The sequence below is a fragment of the Streptomyces sp. NPDC002144 genome (assembly GCF_053593695.1).
Genome location: NZ_JBSFDB010000001.1, coordinates 1 through 17,403, shown reverse-complemented (window position 1 = coordinate 17,403; position 17,403 = coordinate 1). Strand labels below are relative to the sequence as shown.

At 71.4% G+C, this 17,403-nt stretch carries 14 protein-coding genes and 1 rRNA gene; 7 read left to right on the top strand and 8 right to left on the bottom strand.

The annotated features are described in order from the left end of the window. Positions 1–265 precede the first annotated feature (265 nt). Both ACWCQ1_RS00075 and ACWCQ1_RS00070 read left to right on the top strand, forming a co-directional pair. Positions 266–847 carry a GNAT family N-acetyltransferase gene (locus ACWCQ1_RS00075; RefSeq protein ID WP_133046240.1) on the top strand — a complete coding sequence of 194 codons (582 nt, stop codon included), beginning with the start codon at positions 266–268 and terminating at the stop codon, positions 845–847. An 85-nt stretch (positions 848–932) separates the two neighbouring features. After that, positions 933–2,132, top strand: a complete 1,200-nt coding sequence (locus tag ACWCQ1_RS00070) for a winged helix-turn-helix domain-containing protein (protein WP_356766341.1) — start codon at positions 933–935, stop codon at positions 2,130–2,132. Positions 2,133–2,153: 21 nt separating this feature from the next. Here the strand turns inward: ACWCQ1_RS00070 and ACWCQ1_RS00065 are convergent, their stop codons facing one another. The 7 genes from ACWCQ1_RS00065 to mtnA form a co-directional block, all read right to left on the bottom strand. Then, positions 2,154–2,900, bottom strand: a complete 747-nt coding sequence (locus ACWCQ1_RS00065; protein ID WP_030943352.1) for a response regulator — start codon at positions 2,898–2,900, stop codon at positions 2,154–2,156. Positions 2,901–3,104: 204 nt separating this feature from the next. Further along, positions 3,105–3,797 carry a ribosome hibernation-promoting factor, HPF/YfiA family gene (gene hpf / locus ACWCQ1_RS00060; protein ID WP_133046237.1) on the bottom strand — a complete coding sequence of 231 codons (693 nt, stop codon included), beginning with the start codon at positions 3,795–3,797 and terminating at the stop codon, positions 3,105–3,107. Positions 3,798–4,107: 310 nt separating this feature from the next. After that, positions 4,108–5,202: a ComF family protein gene (locus ACWCQ1_RS00055; protein ID WP_451025481.1), complete on the bottom strand. Its 1,095-nt coding sequence runs from the start codon at positions 5,200–5,202 to the stop codon at positions 4,108–4,110. A gap of 193 nt (positions 5,203–5,395) precedes the next feature. Further along, positions 5,396–7,204 (bottom strand): LpqB family beta-propeller domain-containing protein, encoded by a 1,809-nt coding sequence (locus ACWCQ1_RS00050; protein ID WP_133046235.1) that lies wholly within the window; start codon positions 7,202–7,204, stop codon positions 5,396–5,398. Next, a complete protein-coding gene (gene mtrB / locus ACWCQ1_RS00045; protein ID WP_133046234.1) occupies positions 7,194–9,257 on the bottom strand; it encodes an MtrAB system histidine kinase MtrB in 2,064 nt (687 codons plus the stop codon). The genes ACWCQ1_RS00050 and mtrB overlap by 11 nt, the downstream gene beginning before the upstream one ends. 1 nt (position 9,258) lies before the next feature. Next, entirely contained in the window at positions 9,259–9,948 is a 690-nt protein-coding gene (mtrA, locus tag ACWCQ1_RS00040) for a two-component system response regulator MtrA (protein ID WP_187283109.1), read from the bottom strand. Positions 9,949–10,150: 202 nt separating this feature from the next. After that, on the bottom strand, positions 10,151–11,299 hold the full coding sequence (mtnA, locus tag ACWCQ1_RS00035) for an S-methyl-5-thioribose-1-phosphate isomerase (protein ID WP_358593952.1): 1,149 nt from the start codon (positions 11,297–11,299) through the stop codon (positions 10,151–10,153). A 140-nt stretch (positions 11,300–11,439) separates the two neighbouring features. Here mtnA and ACWCQ1_RS00030 point away from each other — a divergent pair, with 140 nt between their 5' ends. From ACWCQ1_RS00030 to ACWCQ1_RS00010, 5 genes are read left to right on the top strand one after another with little or no spacing between them, the layout of a single operon-like run. Next, positions 11,440–12,762 (top strand): glycerophosphoryl diester phosphodiesterase membrane domain-containing protein, encoded by a 1,323-nt coding sequence (locus ACWCQ1_RS00030; protein WP_358593953.1) that lies wholly within the window; start codon positions 11,440–11,442, stop codon positions 12,760–12,762. 4 nt (positions 12,763–12,766) lie between these two features. After that, positions 12,767–13,549: a DUF4129 domain-containing protein gene (locus ACWCQ1_RS00025; RefSeq protein ID WP_451025480.1), complete on the top strand. Its 783-nt coding sequence runs from the start codon at positions 12,767–12,769 to the stop codon at positions 13,547–13,549. Then, entirely contained in the window at positions 13,546–14,742 is a 1,197-nt protein-coding gene (locus ACWCQ1_RS00020) for a DUF4350 domain-containing protein (RefSeq protein ID WP_358593955.1), read from the top strand. Before ACWCQ1_RS00025 ends, ACWCQ1_RS00020 begins: the two co-directional genes overlap by 4 nt. Further along, complete coding sequence (locus ACWCQ1_RS00015; RefSeq protein ID WP_240860483.1) at positions 14,742–15,731, top strand: AAA family ATPase; 990 nt, start codon at positions 14,742–14,744, stop codon at positions 15,729–15,731. The genes ACWCQ1_RS00020 and ACWCQ1_RS00015 overlap by 1 nt, the downstream gene beginning before the upstream one ends. Next, positions 15,731–17,041, top strand: a complete 1,311-nt coding sequence (locus ACWCQ1_RS00010; RefSeq protein ID WP_358593956.1) for a DUF58 domain-containing protein — start codon at positions 15,731–15,733, stop codon at positions 17,039–17,041. The genes ACWCQ1_RS00015 and ACWCQ1_RS00010 overlap by 1 nt, the downstream gene beginning before the upstream one ends. A gap of 87 nt (positions 17,042–17,128) precedes the next feature. Here ACWCQ1_RS00010 and rrf read toward each other — a convergent pair. Beyond that, a 5S ribosomal RNA gene (gene rrf / locus ACWCQ1_RS00005) occupies positions 17,129–17,245 on the bottom strand. Positions 17,246–17,403 lie beyond the last annotated feature (158 nt).

Genomic DNA, 17,403 nt, shown 5'->3' with positions numbered 1-17,403 from the left:
GGTTTCCATTTGACTTACTGAGCAACGGCCATCGTATGCGAGGACCAGCCCCGGTCGGGAGGCCTGCTGTGACGACGACCGTTCAGCACTCGGCGCACCGCCTCAAATCTTCTTCAAAGCGGGCAACGGACGGGTTCACAGGGGACAACGGACGGGCCCCGCGGATGGTGCCGGATCCCGCCGACGAATTGCGCGAATTGTGATCACCCGCTCACGCACGGCGAAAAGATGGCGTCGCGCGCCCGGCCCCGCGCAGAATCGGCCGATGGAACCCGTGACGCTCATCACCGCCCGTCTACTGCTGCGCACGGTCGGCCCGCAGGACACCGACGCGGTGCACGCCGCCGCCCAGGACCCCGACATCCAGCGCTGGACCACCATCCCCTCCCCCTACCTGCCCGAGCACGCGCGCGCCTTCACGCAGGAGATCGTCCCCGAGGGCTGGGCCAACGGCTCCATGCTCACCTTCGGCCTCTTCCTCCCCGAAGGGGAGGAACTGGTGGGCATGCTCGGCCTGACCATGCGTTCCCTGAGCACCGCCGAGATCGGATTCTGGGCCGCCAAGGAGCACCGCGGCAACGGCTACGTCACCGAGGGCGCCGTCGAGGTCTCCCGCTGGGCGTTCACCCAGCTGTCGGTCGACCGCGTGGAATGGCGCGCGGAGGTCGGCAACAGACCCTCCCGCGCGGTGGCGGAGCGCGCCGGTTTCGTCATCGAGGGCACCCTGCGCTCCGCGATCATCCACGGAGGCGTACGCCGTGACGCCTGGGTGGGCGCCCTGCTGCCCTCGGACCTGGGGCTGCCGTCGACGGCCCCGTACCTGCCGGCGCGGGTACAACCCGAGTAGCCCACCGCGAGCCCAACCCGGGGCATCCATCGACGAATCCCCAGTTCAGCCGCCACTGTCAGTCCCGCCCCCTATCGTGCGAACCATGACGACCCCGCGCCCCACCACCGACCTCTCGGCAGACGAGGCCCGCCGCATCGCCCTGCGCGCCCAGGGCCTGCTCGGCGCCCCCGACCGCAAGGCTGGCGTCCGCGGCATCCTCCGCCACCTCGGCGCGGTCCAGCTGGACACCATCTCGGTCCTGGCCCGCTCCCACGAACTCATCCCGTACGCCCGCCTGGGCGCGGTGGGCCGCAGGACGGTCGAGGACGCCTACTGGAACACCGCGGCGACCGGCGAACCCCACGCCTTCGAGTACTGGTCGCACGCCGCGTGCATCCTTCCCGTGGAGGAGTGGCCCCACTTCGCCTTCCGCCGCCGCGCCTACCGGTCCCGTCCGCACTGGAACCACGAGCTCCCCGACGGCACCTACGACCAGGTCGTCAAACAGCTCCGCGCCGAAGGCCCCCTCACCGCCACCGAGTTGGGCGGCGCCAAGCGCACCAGCGAATGGTGGGACTGGTCCGGCGCGAAGGTCGCCGTGGAGCGGGCCCTGATGTACGGCGAGGTGGTGTGCGTGCAGCGCCGCGGCTGGAAGCGGGTGTACGACCTGGCCGAGCGGGCGATCCCGGAGCCACTGCTGCACGACGAGCTGGACGACACGGAGTGCCTGCGCCGCCTGGTCCGCCTGGCCGGCCAGTCCCTGGGCGTCGGCACGCGCGCGGACATCGCCGACTACCACCGTCTCAAGGGCGAGCAGGTCGACGCGGTCATCGCCGACTCCGGCCTGGTCCCGGTCACGGTCGAGGGCTGGGGCAAACCGGCCTGGGCCGACCCGGCGGCCTTGGAGACACCTCCGCGCGGCCGCCACCGCACCACGCTGCTGTCGCCCTTCGACTCCCTCGTCTGGGAGCGGGCGCGTACGGAGCGGATCTTCGGCTTCACACACCGCCTGGAGGCCTACGTCCCCAAACCGAAGCGCGTCTACGGCTACTTCGCGATGCCCGTCCTGGCCGGCGGCCGGCTCGTCGGCCGCGTCGACCCCGCCCGCGAAGGCGCCACGCTGATCGCACGGCAAGTCACCCTGGACGGGCCCAAGGTGGTCCCGGCCGTCGCGGAAGCGCTGGTGGAGGCGGCCAGTTGGGTGGGCTGCACGAGCGTACGCGTGGAGCGGGTGGACGCCCCGGAGCTGCACGAGCCGCTCACCAAGGAGGTGACCCGGGCGCTCATCGCCGCCCTGCGCTGAACCAGGCCCAGCGGGCTCCCGTCAGCGGATCTCGAGGATCTTCTCCCGCATCGCGTACACCACCGCCTCCATCCTGGAGTGCAGCTGCAGCTTCTCCAGGATGTTGCGCACATGGTTCTTCACGGTGTTCTCGGAGATGAACAACTCCTTGGCGATGTCCCGGTTGTTCATGCCCGTGGCTACGAGCTTGAGGACCTCCAGCTCACGGTCCGTCAGCCGCGGCGCGGGGACCAGCCGGCGCTCGTCGGTGCGCTGGATCATCGACTTGAACTCGGTGAGGAGCTTCGACGCCATGGAGGGACTGATCTGCGACTGCCCGTCGGCTACCGCGCGAATGGCCGTGGCCACCTCGTCCGTCGAGATCTCCTTCAGGAGATAACCGGTCGCGCCCGCCTTGATCGCGTCGTAGAGGTCGGCCTCCTCGTCGCTGATCGTCAGCATGATGATCTTGGCGCTGGGAGCGACCTCCTTGATGGAGGTGCACGCCTCGATCCCGCCCCGCTTGGGCATCCGCACATCCATCAGGACGATGTCGGGCAGCAGGTCGGCGGCCTTGTCGACGGCCTCCGCACCGTCCCCGGCCTCGCCCACGACCTGGATGTCCTCCTCGGCCGCGAGCACGATCTCCAGACCACGGCGGAAGAGAGCGTGGTCGTCCACGACCAGGACTCTGATCGGCTCCTTGCGTGGAGAGCCCGCGTCCGGGCCCATGCCGACGACGCCACCGTCGGCATCCTCGTCCCGCATCGGTCCGAAGCTGTCCGCCATCGTTCCTCCCCCTGAAGGCTGTGGCCTGTGGTGCTGTGCCATCCGCCAACCCAAGGCAACGGCCCACCGGTTGAGCCGCTGAGGCCATGATTCCATGCCCGGGCGACAACGCGGTGACAGAGCGGGACGCGAAGTGGTCGCACACCGGTGCCCCTGGGGGCGCACAGGCGCTCCAGGGGCACCGACAACTGTCAGCCGCGAGGATCAGCCACCCAACGTGCCACCGGGCGCGGGAGACTGCGCCTGGGCGACCATCGGGTCCGTGCTGAGGTGGATGACGCCGTAGTCGTACGCGTGCCGCCGGTAGACGACACTCGGTTCCTTCGTCTCGGAGTCGACGAACAGATAAAAGTCGTGGCCGACCAGCTCCATCTCGTAGAGGGCCTGGTCGAGCGTCATCGGGGAGGCGACATGGGTCTTCTCGCGGACGACGAGGGGGCCTTCGCCCTTCACTTCCAGCGAGCCGATCTTCCTGGTGGGTACGCCGTCGGTGTCTTCCTCGTGGACGGCCTGGCCGTTCCCGTTCAGCGTCGCCGCGCCAGGGACGTGGTCGGGGACCTCGGCCGCCGAGATCCGACGCGCGCCACGGCGCGAGAACCGCTTGTCGTGCTGCTTGCGCAGCCGGGCGTCCAGCTTCTCCGCCGCCAGGTCGAGCGCCGCGTACGGATCGCTGGCCGCCGCCTCCGCCCTGATCACCGGACCGCGGGAGCGGAGCGTGATCTCCACCCGGTCACAACGGTCGGCTTGTCGGGGGTTGGGCTCCTTGGACACCTCGACGTCGAGGCTGATCACCTTGCCATCGAGCTTCTGGATCTTCTCCAGCTTCAGCTTCTCGGCCACGTGCTTGCGGAACCGCTCGGGCACCTCGGTCTTGCGGCCCTTGACGACGATGTCCACGCAGAACTCCGTTCCCGGATCGCTCCGCCTCGCTGCGGAGCGTCTCCCTTTTGCACCAGGCTCCGGTGATCTCCGGAACCTACGGACTCGGTGACGTCCACCTCCTCCCCCGCGGGCAAGATCTCCACTCCACCAGCGCGGGTGATGGTGAAAACCCGCGGCACGGCACTCGGGTACGTGAGGCGTGGCCTGCGCCTTTCCTCACAACCGAACATATCTCGCCCGGACGGATGTCGTCACCCTCTACCGCGGCGTACCTCCGTTCAGGTGAATTGACCCTGTCATTACCTGCAACGATGCAAGTGCACAGTCAGTTCCGGTTTATTTCGAAAGAGTCCGGCGACGCCGCGACCACAGCCGCGCAGATCAGGTAACCGGCGCTGCTCGCACCCGCCCCTCCCGGCCCGTCGCGCATAAGGTCGGCCTCTTCCTCCACCGCTCCGGTGATTCGTTCCCCTCTGCCTTCCCGAGCAGCCGCCGGATACACGGCCCGAGCCACATCAGCGCATGATTCCGTCCCGGCCGTATGCCGGTACCCACGCGCGCCCCCGGCCGACCAGCCGCCGGCCACCGTGGCCGGCCTCCCATCCCATGGCTCCGGTCCCATGACATACGCATCCGCCCGCTCGTCCGTCGTCACATAGGCGTCCGCCCCCGGCACGTACTCGTCCGTCCACGGCTCCGCCGCTGCCCGTACCGCCCGCGCCGCCTCCGCCAATGACGCCCCGGTCGTCATCAGATCGTCGACGAGCACGACCCGACCACCCCTAAGCAGTCGCCCGCCGCCCGACACCACGCCGAGCGCGCCCGCCAGATTCTCCAGCCGCTGCCGAGAGTTGAGCCCCGCCTGATCCGCAACCGCCCGTCGCTGCCGCAGCACGGCGACGACGCGCGCCGGAACCCCGCCCCGCCGCAGCTCACCGGCAGCAGCGAGCGCGATCCGCCTGGCCGGATCATGCCCCCGAGCCCGTACGGCCCGCCGCGCCGAGGGCACGGGGACGAGCAGCAGGGGCCGGTCGACGTGCCTCGCGGACTCATCTGTCGGCGCGCCGGCCAGAGGAGTCCGTACCGAGGGGGCCCCTCCCCCCACCCCCACCCCGCCTCCCCACGCCTCCCGCACCCCCGCCCGCACCGCCCCCGCCAAAGCCGTGCCCAGCGGTGTCGCGAGGGACAGGGCGCCCCGTTCCTTGTGGGCCAGCAGCACGGCCCGTACCTCGTCCGCGTACCGGGCCGCCGCGTGCACCGCCGGCAGACCGGGCGGTTCCGGCGCCGGGCGCACCCGGCTCGGTGCCGCCCCGCTCAGAGCCGCACGGCACTTCGGGCAGAGCACCGTGCGCGGCCTCCCGCAGCCGCCGCACTCGGTCGGCAGCACCAGGTCGGTGAGGTCCTGCCACCACCCCCGCATGGCCACCACTGTGCCAATACCCGAGTCACCCGACCACCCCTGTGGACAACTGCCTGTGGACAACTCGCGGCCGGGAAGCAGCTCGTCGGCCGCCCGCTCCTTCCGCCCCCGCACCGAACACGAAGCGGCCGCTCCGCCAAGTCCCCCTGGTCGGAAGCGGCCGCTCTCGAAGTCAGGTCGGACCAGCCCAGGACTAGCCCGGATAGACCGGCGCCTTGCCGTCCGAGACGACCTTCTGCCACTGTCCTCCGGACCCCAACCGCACGATCCCGTCGTCCGAGTACGCCGCCATCGGCAACCCCTCGGACTCGGTCGCGGTGATCTCCTTGACCCCGGTGAGCGCGGCGGGCGCCGGCCCGTCGGGGGTGGAGCCGTCGACCTGGACGTACCGCATCGTCTGCACACCGCCCTGCTCGCGCCCGACCACCACGAGCCGGCTGTCCCCGGCCCAGGACATGGCCGTGACGTCCTCCAACTCCGGTGTCGCGGACCGCAGCTCCAGCACCGAAACGGTCGGCGCACCCTTGTCGTCGCCCCGTTCGATCCGCCCGATGAGCAGGGACTTCTCCTTGCCCTTGGCCACCACGAGCGCGATCCGCACACCGTCGGCGGCGACCCGTACGTCCTCGATCTGCCCGTTCAGGTCCGGTGTCCGCACCTCGAGCGGGTGCCCCTTGCCCTGCCGCAGCAGGAGCAGCCGGGGGCCGGCGGGGTCGCGGTCGGCGATCCAGAGGTCGCCCTGCGCGTCCCAGCTGGGTGCCGTGAACCGGGTCTGCTCGGCCTTGCCCTGGCTGGTCAGTACAGGGTTTCCGAGGGAGCCGCCCGACACCAGCGAGGAGACGTACAGCTCCCTGCCGTCGGCGGCGACCGCGGCTGCCATGCTCTCGTCACGCGACACGGCCACCGACGTCAGCGCCTTGGCGCCCTCGCCCAGTGCCCCGGGCACGGGTTCGGCGCTGGTGCTGGGGCTGCCCGCCGCGATCCGCACCAGCCTGCTCTTGGCGTCGATGAAGTACAGGTAGCCGGTGTGCGCGGTCGAGGCCAGCGTGGCGACCGTGGCGGTGCGGTCCTCGCCGAGCGTGCACAGCCGCCGGTCTCCCGACCGCAGCTCGACCTGTTCGATGGCCGTGGTGAGGTTCTGCAGCGTGAACAGCAGTTGCGTCGCCATCTGCTCGCACTGGGCCGTTCCGACGCGAGCGGCGCTCGCGTTGAGCGGCACGGTGAGGTTGTTCTGGTCGTCGGGCGCCAGCGAGGTGACGCCCTTGCCCAGCGCCGTACCGGTGGGAAAGCTCGTCCGCACCTCGGGGTTGAGCCAGTTCGTGGGACCGTTCAGCAGCGAGCGCACCGTCTGCGTCATGGGATCGACGCGGCGGCGTACGTACACGGGGTCGGCGACGGCCGCGGGTGCCCCCGAGGTCGCGGCGGAGGCGAAGTAGTACTTGTTGACGGACATGTAGTTGCGCTGGAAGTCCGACTTCCCCATGACGACGCCCTGCGGCAGCCGGTCGATGCGCCACTGCCCGGTCTTGTCCCGCGCGAGATGCACCAGCGCGTTGTAGGGGCCGCTGTCGGGCTCGTACGACTGCTGTGCGTCCACCTTGGCGACCCTGGTGCCGGTCAGGGTGAAGGAGAGGTTGTCCTTGGCGTCCGAACGGTCCTGGCCGGTGCCCGGCCCGTTGTCGAGGATCGTGGTGGACAGGCCCGGATCCCACGCCTGGGAGGCGGCGCTGGTCAGATACTGCCGCGCCGTGGAGTAGTTCGGGTCGTCGCTGGTCAGCGCCTCCAGGAAGCCCGAGACGATCTCGGGCGGCTGCGCGTTCTTCTGCGGCGGCATGGCGAAGACCCGCACCTGCGTGTCCTGCCTTGGCGTGGAGTCGACGCCGCGCAGATCCCCGCTGTCGGGCATCGACGCGCACCCGGCCAGCAGTACGACGCCGCAGACGCCGTACGCCGCCGCGCGCACCGGTCGGCGCCGGGCGCCCCCCTGACGGTCAGCGCCCACGCGATGTCTCCCCATGCCTCGGCGAGTCCTCCGGTCCGGTGTCCGCACGGCCCGGGGTCTCGCTCCGTGCCCCCTCCGCCGGGGGCGTCTCGTCCTGTCGCCGCGTGCCCGAGGCGGGCCGGGGCACGACGCGCGCGCCGTTGCCGGGCAGCGCGGTCGGGTCGGCCGTGGCTGTGGCGCCGTTCAGCCTCGGGGCGATCGCGGGTATCTGGTCCCCGGCCGGCTGCACGGGCACGGTGGCCGTCTTGTCGCCGCCGCGCGGCAGGCCGGCGTCGTTGAGTCCGCGGTTGCGGCGCGAGTCCTTGGGTTCGAGCGGTATCGGCGAGCCTCGCAGGGGCTCGTCCGCGGTCCTGGGCAGCGTCAGCCGGAACTGTGAGCCGCCGCCCGGTTCGCCCCATGCCTGCAGCCAGCCGCCGTGCAGCCGCGCGTCCTCCAGGGCGATGGACAGCCCGAGCCCGGTGCCGCCGGTGGTACGCGCGCGTGCCGGGTCCGCCCGCCAGAAGCGGCTGAACACGCGCGTGGCCTCGCCCGGCTTGAGTCCGACGCCGTAGTCGCGCACCGCGACGGCGACGGCCCCGCCCGCCGCGGCGAGTTTGACGACGACGTCCTTGCCCTCGCCGTGCTCCACTGCGTTGACGACGAGGTTGCGCAGCACGCGCTCCACGCGACGTGCGTCCGCCTCGGCGATGACGGGCTGCTGGTCGCCTCGTACGCGTATGTGTGTGCCTTTGCGCTCCGCGAGCGGTTCGGCTCCGCTGACGACCCGCCGTACGACCTCCCTGAGGTCTATCGGCTCCGCCTCCAGCGCTGCCGCGCCCGCGTCGAACCGGCTGATCTCCAGCAGGTCGGCGAGCAGCGACTCGAACCGGTCGAGCTGGTCGGCGAGCAGCTCGGCGGACCGCGCGGTGACCGGATCGAAGTCCTCGCGCGCCTCGTGGATCACGTCCGCGGCCATTCGTACGGTCGTCAGCGGCGTCCGCAGTTCGTGCGAGACGTCGGAGACGAACCGTCGCTGCATCCGCGAGAGGTCCTCCAGCTGCTGGATCTTCAGCTGGAGGTTCTGCGCCATCTTGTTGAAGGCCTCGCCGAGCCGCGCGATGTCGTCCTCGCCGGTGACCTTCATCCGCTCCTGCAGCTTGCCCGCGGACAGCCGTTCGGCGATCCCGGCCGCCATCCGCACGGGTGTGACGACCTGCCGGACCACCAGCCAGGCGATGGCTCCGAGGAGTACGACGACGAAGAGCCCGGCGGTCGCCAGTGTGCCCTTGACCAGGCTCAGCGACTTCTCCTCCTGGGTGAGCGGGAAGAGGTAGTAGAGCTGGTACGGGTTGCCGGTGGGGTCGTTGACCTGCTTGCCGATGACCAGGGCGGGCTGGGACTCCTTGTCGCTGTCCTTGTAGATGATCCGCGTGTAGCTCTGCGCGGCCGTCTGGACCTCGTTGATCCGCGCGCGCAGGTCGTCGGGGACGCTGGCCGTCGGGTCGAGCTGGCCGGAGGCGCGCGGGCCGCGTCCGCCGCCGCTGTTGTTGTCCCCCGCGGGCAGCGTCACCACGTCGAAGGCGCCCTGACCACCGCTGGAGAGGGATTCGACGAGGTCGCTCATCCACGAGGTGAGGTTCTGCGACTGCCTCCCGTCCGGGGACTGGGCGGTGTCGGCGGTACCGGTCTCCGCCTCGTCGGCCTTCTGCTTGGCCACGGCGAAACCGCCGGTGGCCTGGCTCTGGGAGGCCTTCACCTTGGCGTCCAGCAGTCCGTTGCGCACCTGGCCGATGACGACGAAGCCGAGCAGCAGTACGACGCCCAGCGACATCAGCAGGGTCGTGGCGACGACCTTGAGCTGGATGTTGCGCCGCCACAGCCGCATGACGGGCAGCAGGGGGCGGCGCACCCAGCGCATGAAGAGCCGCAGCACGGGGCTGCCCTGAACCCCGCCCTGCAGCAGGCCGCCCTCCAGCAGGCGCTGCCAGCGGGAACCGGCCGGCTTCCGGCCGACAGGCCGCCCGGCGCGGGCCCCGGCCGGCCCGGACGCCGTGGCGGCACTGTCACCGGACATGTCAGCTCGGCCCTGCCTTGTACCCGACGCCACGGACGGTCACCACGATCTCCGGACGCTCCGGGTCCTTCTCCACCTTGGAACGAAGGCGCTGCACATGGACGTTGACCAGGCGGGTGTCGGCCGCGTGCCGGTAACCCCACACCTGCTCCAGCAGCACCTCGCGCGTGAACACCTGCCAGGGCTTGCGCGCGAGAGCCACCAGCAGGTCGAACTCCAGCGGCGTCAGCGCGATCGACTGCCCGTCCCGCTTCACCGAGTGGCCCGCCACGTCGATGACCAGGTCACCGATGGCCAGTTGCTCGGGCGCCGGCTCCTCCGAGCGCCTCAGCCGCGCCCGGATCCGCGCGACAAGCTCCTTCGGCTTGAACGGCTTCACGATGTAGTCGTCGGCCCCGGACTCCAGCCCGACGACGACGTCCACGGTGTCGCTCTTGGCCGTGAGCATCACGATCGGCACACCCGACTCGGCCCGGATCAGCCGGCACACCTCGATGCCGTCCCGGCCGGGCAGCATCAGGTCGAGCAGCACCAGATCGGGTTTGGCCTCCCGGAACGCGGCCAGCGCCTTGTCGCCGTCAGCTACGAAAGACGGCTCAAACCCTTCACCACGCAGCACGATGCCGAGCATCTCGGCAAGTGCGGTGTCGTCGTCGACGACAAGGACTCGTCCCTTCATAAACGACATCATCCCATTCTCATAACGGTGGCGAAGGTGCAGGTGAGCAGGGTCACTGGCCCGTGACGATAGTCGTACTCGGCCGTCACTGTCTGCCCCTGTCCGCCGACGTCGGCGCCGACAACGGATCTCAGCTACCCAGGGTAGGCGCACGCCGACCATCCGGTCGGCCCGGCCGACCGGCGCGAAACGTCCCACACCCTCCGCAACCGTGTCAGGACGCCGTCACGGGCCGCGACCTGGCGCACAGCTCCGCGAGGGCCTCCGCCGTCACCGGCGAGACGGTGCCCTCCTCCGTGACGATCGCGGTCACCAGCTCCGGCGGCGTCACATCGAACGCGGGGTTGTAGGCCTGCGTCCCCAGGGGCGCCACCGGGACCCCGCCTCCGGCCTCCACCCCCACCACCGGCACCTGCGGCGCCACGATCTCGGTCACCTCGTGCCCGGGACGCTGCTCGACCTCGATGGACGCCCCGTCCGGGGTGTCCGGGTCCACCGTCGTCACCGGCGCCACGACGATGAACGGCACATGGTGGTACCGCGCGAGCACGGCCAGCGGATAGCTCCCCACCTTGTTCGCCACCGACCCGTCGGCCGCGATCCGGTCCGCCCCGATCAGCACCGCGTCCACCTCACCGGCCGCGAAGAGCGAGCCCGCCGCGTTGTCCGTGAGCAGGGTGTACGCCATCCCGCTGCGCGCCGCCTCGTACGCCGTCAGGCGAGCGCCCTGCAGCAGGGGACGCGTCTCGTCCACCCACAGCCGCCGCAGCCGCCCCGTCCGGTGCGCCGCGAGCGCGACCGCGAACGCCGTGCCCTCACCGCCCGACACCAGCGCCCCGGTGTTGCAGTGCGTGAGGATCCGGTGCCCACCGCCGGGCAGCAGTTCGTCGAGCAGCGCCAGCCCCCGCTCGGCCATCCGAGCGCTGGCCTCGGCGTCCTCCTGGTGCAGCTGCCGCGCCGCGGCCAGCGCCGCCGCGGCGGCCTGCTCCCCCTCGCCGCTCCTGCCGCACTCGGCCTTGTAGGCCGCCTGTGCCCTGCGCACGCCGACGGAGAGGTTCACCGCGGTGGGCCGGGCGCCCGCCAGCGCGGCCGCGGCGTCGTCCACGTCGAAGCCGCGGGCGGCGGCGAGCGCGACGCCGTACGCCCCCGCGATCCCGAGCAGCGGTGCCCCACGCACGGCGAGCGAACGGATCGCCTCCACCAGCGCGGGCGCGTCCGTGCAGACCAGTTCGACCTCCTCGGCCGGCAGCCTCGTCTGATCCAGTAGGACCAGTACGGGCCCCTCGGGTGGTTCCTCCCAGCGGATCGCCGGGATCTCGGTCGGCCTGCTGTCCTCGCCGGATTGCGCGTGCTGATCAGCCATGCGATCAGTCTGCCCCTTATCCGGCGGACAATTGAAGGTGTGCAGCCCATACCGCGGCCAGTACCTCCGCGAGCACCCCATGGCACGATGGCTGCCAACCTGCCGCCGCGACCGCGGATGGGCACCGTGAAGGAGCGACGATGAACGACACTCCGGGCTGGGCCTCGCCCGGATCTGCCCCGTCCGACGGGCAGGAGACCGGCGAGTCCGGCACTCCGCGTCCCGGCGCCGCACAACCCGCCGACCAGCCGGGCACGGACCCTCAGGAACCAGGTGTGAAGTGGTCCAAGGACCAGCCGCCCGCCGGCCAGTGGTCCGCGCCCACCGGCCCCGCGAGCCCCGGCCAGGCCCCGCCTCCTCCACCGCCCGGCCCGGGCTGGGGCGGCCCCCCTCCCGGCGGCCCGGGCGGCCCCGGAGCACCCGGCGGCTGGGGCGGCTACGGCGGCTGGGGCGGAGGCGCCTGGGGCGGTCCCCCGCCCGCGGCCAAGCCCGGCGTGATCCCGCTGCGCCCGCTCGGCGTGGGCGAGATCCTCGACGGCGCCGTCTCCACCATGCGCACCTACTGGCGCACGGTCCTCGGCATCTCGCTGACCGTCGCCGTCGTCACGGAGATCGTCGTCGTCCTGCTCCAGGGCCTCGCCCTGAACAACCGGGAGACCGCGGAGACCCTCAGCGACCCCAGCGCCAGCCTCTCCGAGGTCACCCGCGCCATGGGCGACACCATGCTCAACACCAGCGTCGTGTTCCTGGTCTCCCTCATCGGCACGATCACCGCGACCGCTCTGCTGACGACGGTCACCAGCCGCGCCGTGCTCGGCCGGCCGGTCACCGCCGGCGAGGCCTGGCGCGACGCCCGCCCGCAGGTGCCCAAACTGTTCGGTCTGATCTTCCTGCTGCTGCTCATCGCGGCCGGCATCATCCTCGGCGGCGCGCTGCCCGGCATCCTCGTCGCCGTGGCCGGCTCGGGCGACGCGGGAGCCGCGCTCGCCATCCTCGGCAGCCTCGCCGCCGGGGTCGTCGCCCTGTGGCTGATGATCCGCTTCTCGCTCGCCTCGCCCGCGCTCATGCTGGAGAAGCAGAGCATCGTCAAGTCGATGAGCCGCTCCGTGAAGCTGGTCCGCGGCTCCTGGTGGCGGGTCTTCGGCATCCAGCTGCTCGCCACGGTCATCGCGAACATCGTCGCGTCGATCGTGGTCATCCCGTTCACCTTCATCGCCGCCGCGTTCGGCAGCGACGGCATCGTCAACTTCTTCAACAACGGGGGCGCCGACGCCGGCTGGACGTTCCTGATCATCAGCGGGGTCGGCTCGGTGATCGGCTCCATGATCACGTTCCCGATCACGGCCGGCGTCACGGTCCTGCTCTACATCGACCAGCGCATCCGCCGCGAGGCCCTCGACCTCGACCTGGCCCGCGCCGCCGGCGTCCAGGGATACGGCACCGACACCGGCACGGGGAGCTGATGCGGTGAGCCTGACGGGGGGCGTTCTCACATCGGCATCGGCATTGCCGCGCGCCGCCGAAGCGGCCGTACGGACCCTGCTGCGCGCCGGCGACACATCACTGCTGTCGCTCGCCCGCTCCGGCGACGAACCGCCGGTGACCATTCCGCGCGATCCCGCGCGCGAGGCGGCTCGCCACGAGCTGTCCAAGCGCATGTACCACGAGAACGACCCCAGCCTGTTCCAGCGCGCCCTCAACGCCTTCTGGGACTGGGTCGACAAACTCTTCGGCACCGCCGCCACCGCGACCCCGGGAGGCACGCTCGGCCTGATCGTCGTCCTCGTGGCCGTCCTCGCCGTCCTCGGGGCACTGTGGTGGCGCCTCGGCAGCCCGCGCCGCCAACCCACCTCCTCCGCCGCCCTGTTCGACGACCGCCCCCGCAGCGCCGCCGAACACCGCGCGGCCGCCGAGGCGCACGCCGCCCAGGGCCACTGGAACCAGGCCGTCCAGGAACGGATGCGCGCCATCGTCCGCTCGCTCGAGGAACGCGCACTCCTCGACGTCCGCCCCGGCCGCACGGCGGACGAGGCCGCCGCCGAAGCGGGCACCGCGCTGCCCTCCCAGACAGACCGACTGCGCGCCGCCGCCCGGGACTTCGACGACGTCACGTACGGCGGCCGAAGGGCGAGCGAGATGTCGTACCACCGCATCGCCGAACTCGACCGCGACCTCGAACGCACCAAGCCCCAATTCGCCGGCAGCATCCCCAGCACGGCCCGCAACGGCCGCCAGGGAGCCGCCGGATGACCACCGAGGCCACGCTCCCGTCCACCTCGGCCTCGCCCACCGCCCGTCAGGTGTGGACCCGCGCGCGAGGCATCGCCCTCGCCGTCGTCGTCCTGCTGGCCGCCGCCGTCGTCATCGCCGTGGTGCGCTCCGACACCCGGCACGGCGAACTCGACCCGCGCTCCGTAGACCCCTACGGCAGCCGCGCCGTCGCCGAACTCCTCGCCGACCGCGGCGTCTCCACCCGCGTCGTCACCACCCTGGACGAAGCCCGCGCCGCAGCCGGCCCCCGGACCACTCTCCTGGTCGCCGTCCCCGACCTGTTGACGCCCCGTCAACAGGCCACGCTGCACTCCACGATCGCCGAATCCGGCGGACGCACCGTCCTGATCGCCCCCGGCAGCTCGTCCGTCGAAAAACTCGCCCCCGGTGTCACCGCAGACCCCGCCACCAGCTTCGACTCGACGCTCGCCCCCGACTGCACACTGCCCGCCGCCCAGCGCGCGGGAAGCGCCGACACGGGCGGCATCCGCTACACCACCACGCACCTCGACGCCGACAAGTGCTACCCCAGCGAGCGCCTGGCGACCCTGCTGCGCATCCCGCAGACCTCCGCAAGCGGCGACACCGTCGTCCTGGGCGCACCCGACATCCTCTTCAACAACCGGCTCGACAAGCAGGGCAACGCCTCGCTCGCCCTCCAACTCCTCGGCTCCCGCCCCCATCTGGTCTGGTACCTCCCATCGCTCTCCGACACCTCCGCCACCGGCGACGACGGCGAAAAAGGCTTCCTCGACCTGCTCCCCTCGGGCTGGCTCTGGGGCACACTGCAGCTCTTCATCGCGGCATGCCTCGCCGCCCTCTGGCGGGCACGCCGGCTCGGCCCCCTCGTGCCCGAGAAACTCCCCGTGGCGATCCGCGCCTCCGAAACCGTCGAAGGCCGCGCCCGCCTCTACCGCAAGGCGAACGCCCGCGACCGCGCGGCCGCCGCTCTTCGCTCCACCACCCGCACCCGACTCGCCCCCCTCGTAGGCGTCCCCGTCACCCAGGCACACGCGCCCGAGACCCTGCTCCCCGCCCTGTCCGCCCACCTCCGCGGCGACGGAAAGACCCTGCACTCCCTCCTCTTCGGCCCGCCGCCCAGCGACGACGCGGCCCTCATCGCCCTCGCCGACCAACTCGACGCCCTCGAAAGAGAGGTACGCCGTCCATGATGGACCCGACCACTGACAACGCCGGGATCACCGGGGACCCGGGCAAGGCCCGCGCCTCCCTGGAGGCCCTGCGCGCCGAGATCGCCAAAGCCGTGGTCGGCCAGGACCCCGCCGTGACCGGCCTCGTCGTCGCCCTCCTCTGCCGCGGACACGTACTACTGGAAGGAGTCCCCGGGGTCGCCAAAACGTTGCTCGTCCGCGCCCTCGCATCCGCACTCGAACTGACGACCAAACGCGTCCAGTTCACCCCCGACCTCATGCCGAGCGACGTGACCGGCTCGCTCGTCTACGACGCCCGCACCGCCGAGTTCTCCTTCCAGCCCGGCCCTGTCTTCACCAACCTCCTCCTCGCGGACGAGATCAACCGGACCCCGCCCAAGACCCAGTCCTCCCTCCTGGAGGCCATGGAGGAACGCCAGGTCACGGTCGACGGCACCCCGCGTCCGCTCCCCGACCCGTTCCTGGTCGCCGCGACCCAGAACCCGGTCGAGTACGAGGGCACCTACCCCCTGCCCGAAGCCCAACTGGACCGCTTCCTCCTCAAACTGACGATCCCTCTGCCCTCCCGCCAGGACGAGATCGACGTCCTCACCCGACACGCCGAAGGCTTCAACCCGCGCGACCTGCGCGCCGCCGGCGTGCGCCCCGTCGCCGGCCCCGCCGACCTCGAAGCCGCCCGCGCCGCCGTCGCCAAGACCACGGTCTCCCCCGAGATCACCGCCTACGTCGTCGACATCTGCCGCGCCACCCGCGAGTCCCCGTCCCTCACCCTCGGTGTCTCCCCCCGCGGCGCGACGGCCCTCCTGGCCACCTCACGCGCCTGGGCATGGCTCACCGGCCGCGACTACGTCATCCCCGACGACGTCAAAGCCCTCGCCCTCCCCACCCTCCGCCACCGCGTGCAACTCCGCCCGGAGGCCGAGATGGAGGGCGTGACGGCCGACTCCGTCATCAACGCCATCCTCGCCCACGTCCCCGTCCCCCGCTGATGGCCCTCACCGGACGCGCCGCGCTCCTCGCGGCCCTCGGCTCCGTCCCCGTCGGCATCTGGGACCCCAGCTGGACGGGCATCCTCGCCGTCAACGCCCCTCTGGCGGTGGCCTGCGCCTGCGACTTCGCCCTCGCGGCACCCGTACGACGCCTCGGCCTGACCCGCTCCGGCGACACGTCCGTACGCCTGGGCGAGACCGCCGACGTCACCCTCACGGTCACCAACCCGTCCCGCCGCCTCCTCAGAGCCCGCCTGCGCGACGCCTGGCCCCCCAGCAGCTGGGAGCCCGGCACCGAGGTGGAGGCCTCACGCCACCGCCTCACCGTCCCCCCGGGCGAACGCCGACGCCTCACCACCCGCCTGCGCCCGACCCGCCGAGGCGACCGCCAGGCCGACAGGGTCACCATCCGGTCGTACGGCCCCCTCGGCCTGTTCACCCGCCAGGGCACCCACAAAATCCCCTGGACCGTACGCGTCCTGCCCCCCTTCACCAGCCGCAAGCACCTCCCGTCCAAGCTCGCCCGACTGCGCGAACTCGACGGCCGCACCAGCGTGCTCATCCGCGGCGAGGGCACCGAATTCGACAGCCTGCGCGAGTACGTCCCCGGAGACGACACCCGCTCCATCGATTGGCGCGCCACAGCCCGCCAGTCCACCGTCGCCGTACGCACCTGGCGCCCCGAACGCGACCGCCACATCCTCGTCGTCCTCGACACCGGCCGCACCGCCGCGGGCCGCGTGGGCGACGCCCCACGCCTCGACGCCTCCATGGACGCGGCCCTGCTCCTGGCAGCCCTCGCCTCCCGCGCCGGCGACCGCGTGGACCTCCTCGCCTACGACCGCCGAGTACGCGCGATGGTCCAGGGCCGCACCGCCCGCGACGTGCTCCCCTCCCTGGTCAACGCGATGGCGACACTCGAACCCGAACTGGTCGAACTGGACGCCCGAGGCCTGACGGCCACCGCCCTGCGTACGGCCCCGCGCCGCTCCCTGATCGTCCTCCTCACCAGCCTCGACACGGCCCCCGTCGAGGAGGGGCTGCTCCCGGTCCTCTCCCAACTCACCCAGCGCCACACGGTTCTCGTGGCCTCGGTGGCAGATCCGTACATCGCCCGCATGGCGAAGGCTCGCGGAAATACCGACGCGGTGTACGAGGCGGCAGCCGCGGCCCAGGCCCAGAGCGAACGCCACCGCACAGCGGAACAACTCCGCCACCACGGGGTTACGGTCGTCGACGAGACCCCGGATGAACTGGCGCCGGCGTTGGCGGACGCGTATCTGGCTCTTAAGACGGCGGGCCGACTGTAGGGGAAGTGCCTGCAGGGGAAGTGGAGGAGCCCGGAACGCAGAAAACCCCCGGACCGGTATCCCCGGCCGGGGGTTTTCTCAAAAATTGTTCGGCGGCGTCCTACTCTCCCACAGGGTCCCCCCTGCAGTACCATCGGCGCTGTAAGGCTTAGCTTCCGGGTTCGGAATGTAACCGGGCGTTTCCCTCACGCTATAACCACCGAAACACTATGAAACTATGAAAGCCGCACCGCCTTTTACAGCGGGGCCGTTCGTGGTTTCAGAACCAACACAGTGGACGCGAGCAACTGAGGACAAGCCCTCGGCCTATTAGTACCGGTCACCTCCACACGTTACCGTGCTTCCAGATCCGGCCTATCAAC

Excerpts from the sequence above, each read along its gene's own strand:
- ACWCQ1_RS00055 (WP_451025481.1), bottom strand. The coding sequence starts at position 5,202 with ATGCGGGGGTGGTGGCAGGACCTCACCGACCTGGTGCTGCCGACCGAG.
- mtrA (WP_187283109.1), bottom strand. The coding sequence starts at position 9,948 with ATGATGTCGTTTATGAAGGGACGAGTCCTTGTCGTCGACGACGACACC.
- ACWCQ1_RS00020 (WP_358593955.1), top strand. The coding sequence starts at position 13,546 with ATGACCACCGAGGCCACGCTCCCGTCCACCTCGGCCTCGCCCACCGCC.
- mtnA (WP_358593952.1), bottom strand. The coding sequence starts at position 11,299 with ATGGCTGATCAGCACGCGCAATCCGGCGAGGACAGCAGGCCGACCGAG.
- ACWCQ1_RS00010 (WP_358593956.1), top strand. The coding sequence starts at position 15,731 with ATGGCCCTCACCGGACGCGCCGCGCTCCTCGCGGCCCTCGGCTCCGTC.
- ACWCQ1_RS00070 (WP_356766341.1), top strand. The coding sequence starts at position 933 with ATGACGACCCCGCGCCCCACCACCGACCTCTCGGCAGACGAGGCCCGC.
- ACWCQ1_RS00015 (WP_240860483.1), top strand. The coding sequence starts at position 14,742 with ATGGACCCGACCACTGACAACGCCGGGATCACCGGGGACCCGGGCAAG.
- ACWCQ1_RS00075 (WP_133046240.1), top strand. The coding sequence starts at position 266 with ATGGAACCCGTGACGCTCATCACCGCCCGTCTACTGCTGCGCACGGTC.
- mtrB (WP_133046234.1), bottom strand. The coding sequence starts at position 9,257 with ATGTCCGGTGACAGTGCCGCCACGGCGTCCGGGCCGGCCGGGGCCCGC.
- ACWCQ1_RS00065 (WP_030943352.1), bottom strand. The coding sequence starts at position 2,900 with ATGGCGGACAGCTTCGGACCGATGCGGGACGAGGATGCCGACGGTGGC.
- ACWCQ1_RS00030 (WP_358593953.1), top strand. The coding sequence starts at position 11,440 with ATGAACGACACTCCGGGCTGGGCCTCGCCCGGATCTGCCCCGTCCGAC.